Origin of the sequence: Xanthomonas sp. 3075 (assembly GCF_014197275.1) — a bacterium.
Classification (GTDB): Bacteria; Pseudomonadota; Gammaproteobacteria; order Xanthomonadales; family Xanthomonadaceae; genus Xanthomonas; species Xanthomonas campestris_B.
The window spans coordinates 1-1,706 of the sequence record NZ_JACIFI010000051.1 but is presented as its reverse complement, the minus strand read 5'-3'; the positions used below and the strand labels follow the sequence as shown (position 1 = coordinate 1,706).

The following is a 1,706-nucleotide window of genomic DNA, read 5'->3' as shown; positions in this document are numbered from 1 at the left end:
GCGGCCTACGTGATGTACACCTCCGGCTCCACCGGCCAGCCCAAGGGCGTGGTCGTGGCCCATGACGCGGTGCTCAACCTGGTGTTGCAGGATGGACCGGCGCGCTTGCTGGCCCAGGACCGGGTCGCTTTCGCCTCCAATCCGGCCTTCGATTCGGCCACGTTGGAGGTCTGGGGCAGCCTGCTCAACGGTGCCACCGTCGTGGTGGTGCCTGCGCCGGTCATGCGCGAGCCTGCGGCGCTGGGCGCATTGCTGACACGCGAACGGCTGTCGGTGCTGATCCTGGTCGCTGGCGTGCTGCGCCTCTACGCGCCGTTGATTGCGCCGCAGTTGAGCACCCTGCGGCTGCTGCTCACCGGCGGCGATGTGGCCGATCCCCACGCGCTGGCCCAGGTGCTGGAGGCCGGTGGCCAAGCCACCGTGCTGCAGACCTACGGTCCGACCGAGAGCACCCAATTTGTCACCGCGCTGGCGTTGGCGCATGCGCCTGATCCACGCCGGCCTGTGTCCATTGGCCGGCCGCTGGCCAATACCCGCCTCTACGTGCTGGACCGCTACGGCCAACCGACACTCATTGGCGTGGCCGGTCAACTGCACATCGCCGGTGCGCAGGTGGCCCAGGGCTATCTGCATCGCCCGGATCTGAGCGCCGAACGCTTCGTGCCCGATCCGTTTGCCATGCAAGCCGGTGAGCGCATGTACAAGACCGGCGACCTGGCGCGCTGGCGTGCTGATGGACTGCTGGAGTTCCTCGGCCGCAACGACGCGCAGGTCAAGATCCGCGGCTTCCGCATCGAGCCAGGCGAGATCGAAGCGGCCCTGCGCGCCTGCGCTGGCGTGCACGAGGCGGTGGTCATCGCGCGCGACGATACCGGCGACAAGCGCCTGGTCGCCTATCTCGTCGGCGACACGTCGGCTGTGGACCCGGCCGCACTGCGTACCCAACTCGCAGCGCGTCTACCCGACCATATGCTGCCGGCGGCCTACGTGCAGCTCGATGCGCTACCGCTGACACCCAACGGCAAACTGGATCGCGCTGGCCTGCCCGCGCCGGACGCTCAGGCGCTGGATCTGCAGGCCCATGTCGCCCCGCAAGGCGAGCTCGAACAGGTGCTGGCCACGCTGTGGAGCGAGCTGCTTGGGGTCGAGCAGGTCGGCCGCAATGACGATTTCTTCGCCTTGGGTGGACACTCGCTGCTGGCGGTCAAACTGATCGAACGCCTGCGTCGGCTCGGCTGGCAAATGGATGTGCGCAGTCTGTTCAGCAGCCCCACCATCGCCGGGTTGGGCGACCACCTGTACAGCAGCACCCAGCTGGCGGTTCCGCCCAACCGCATCGGCTCCGATTGCACCCACATCACCCCGGACCTGCTGCCGCTGGTCGCACTGACCCAGCCGGAGATCGACGCGGTCCTGGCCAGCGTGGACGGCGGCGCGGCAAACGTGCAGGACATCTATCCGCTGGCGCCGTTGCAGGAAGGCCTGCTGTTCCATCACCTGACCGATCCGCTCGCCGATCCGTATCTGCACTCGTCCGTGCTCGGCTTCCCGGCGCGCGAACAACTCGACGCCTTCCTCGACGCGCTCGATCAGGTCATCGCCCGCCACGACATCCTGCGCACCGGGTTTGTCTGGCAAGGTCTGAACGCGCCGCTGCAGGTGGTCTGGCGCCGGGCTGTTGTCCCGCGTCACCTGCAGCGCTTCGA

1 protein-coding gene is annotated in these 1,706 nt (G+C 68.1%); it reads left to right on the top strand.

Features of this window, described 5'->3' with window-relative positions; translation table 11 throughout:
- Positions 1-1,706: non-ribosomal peptide synthetase (locus GGR62_RS20860; RefSeq protein ID WP_184409720.1), on the top strand; the 1,706-nt coding region annotated here is incomplete at both ends.